This is a genomic window from Streptomyces atratus (assembly GCF_014648655.1).
GTDB lineage: Bacteria > Actinomycetota > Actinomycetes > Streptomycetales > Streptomycetaceae > Streptomyces > Streptomyces atratus.
The window spans coordinates 1-1,857 of sequence record NZ_BMRN01000165.1 but is presented as its reverse complement, the minus strand read 5'-3'; the positions used below and the strand labels follow the sequence as shown (position 1 = coordinate 1,857).

Genomic DNA, 1,857 nt, shown 5'->3' with positions numbered 1-1,857 from the left:
AACGCCCTCAACACCCACCCCCACATCCACACCACCACCATCACCCTCCGCGAAGACACCCCCGGCGACAAACGACTCACCGCCTACATCACCACCACCCCCGGAAGCAATCCGAACTCCGATGAACTACGCACCCACCTCCAACACCAGCTCCCCGACTACATGATCCCCGCCACCTACGTGACGCTGGACCAGCTACCCCTCACCCCCAACGGCAAAGTCGACACCAAAGCCCTCCCCACCCCCGGAACCCACCGCCCCCACCTCGACGCGACCTACGTCGCCCCCCGCACGACCTCCGAGCACGTCGTCACCACCATCTGGTCCGACATCCTCGGTGTCGAGACCATCGGCATCCACGACAACTTCTTCGAGCTCGGCGGGCATTCGCTGCTCGCGATACGGGTAACATCCCGGCTGCGGCAGCAGCTCGGCATCGACGTGCCGGTGCGCACTCTCTTCACCTCACCCACGCCGGCGACTCTGGCCGCGGCCATGCGCGAGCTGGCAACGGCCGATGAGGCGCCGCTCGTACCGGTCGACCGTACCGAAGGCTCTCTGCCGTTGTCCTTCGCCCAGCAACGGCTCTGGTTCCTCGATCAGTTGACGCCTGAAAGCGCCGAGTACCTGGTGCCCTTCGGCCTGCGCATCCGGGGTGAGCTGAACGTCGGCGCCTTGGGTGCAGCGTTCACGGCTCTGGTGGCCCGGCACGAGATCCTGCGGACCCGGTTCGTCACCGACGATTCCGGGCGCCCTTCGCAGATCGTGGACGCGCCGTGGTCGGTCACCCCGGTGGTGCACGATGTCCGGACCGTCGCCGCCCTTGAGGACAGGGAGCGCACCGCACAGGAGATCATGGGAGCGGAGGCGCGTCGCCCGTTCGAGCTGGACGGAGGACGGCTGCTGCGCGTGGACCTGGTGCGAGTCGCGGAGGACGACCAGTACCTCTTGGTCACGCTGCACCACATCGTGTCGGACGGCTGGTCCTCCGGCATCCTGGCGCGCGAGCTGCGTGAACACTACGCGGCGGCCCTGGCCGGGCGCGAGGTGGCGCTCCCGGTACTCACGGTGCAGTACGCGGACTTCGCCGTCTGGCAGCGGGAACAGCTCACCGGCGACTTCCTGGACGAGCAGTTGGCGTACTGGCGGGAGCGCCTGACCGGCGTTCCGGTGCTGGAACTGCCCACGGACCACGGACGTCCTACCGAGCGCGAGGGCGCCGCGGGAGACAGCGTGCACTTCACCCTGCCGGCCGAGGTGGCGGAGCAGCTGCGGTCGACGGCGGGACGGCAGGGTGCGAGCCTGTTCATGGCGCTGCTGTCCCTGTTTCAGATCGTGCTGGCCCGCTACGGCCGCCAGGACGACATCGCGGTGGGCACCCCCATCGCGGGCCGCAACCGCGCCGAGACCGAAGACCTCATCGGCTTCTTCGTCAACACATTGGTGATGCGGACCGACCTGTCCGGTGACCCGACCTTCGGCGAGCTGATCGACCGCGTCAAGGACACGGCACTGGGCGCGTACGACCACCAGGACCTGCCCTTCGAGCGGCTCGTCGACGAGCTGGCCCCGAACCGCGACCTGTCCCGCAACCCGCTCTTCCAGACCTTGTTCGTTTTCCAGAACACTCCGGACGGGGACGCATGGAGCCTGCCCGGCCTCGAAGTCGAGCAGGTCGGGGTGGGCGGCCAGGACGCGAAGTTCGACCTTCAGCTGACGGCGGCGGAGTCGGACGGTGAGGTGCTGGCGGCGCTGGAGTATCGGACGGATCTGTTCGATCGGGCGAGGATCGAGCGGATGGCCGGCCATCTGGCCACGCTCGCCGCCTCTGTGGCAGCTGCCCCTGACGCACGGTTG

1 protein-coding gene is annotated in these 1,857 nt (G+C 68.2%); it reads left to right on the top strand.

The window, feature by feature from the left end; genetic code table 11:
• On the top strand, positions 1 to 1,857 hold a 1,857-nt coding region (locus tag IEZ15_RS43850), incomplete at both ends, for a condensation domain-containing protein (protein ID WP_229846605.1).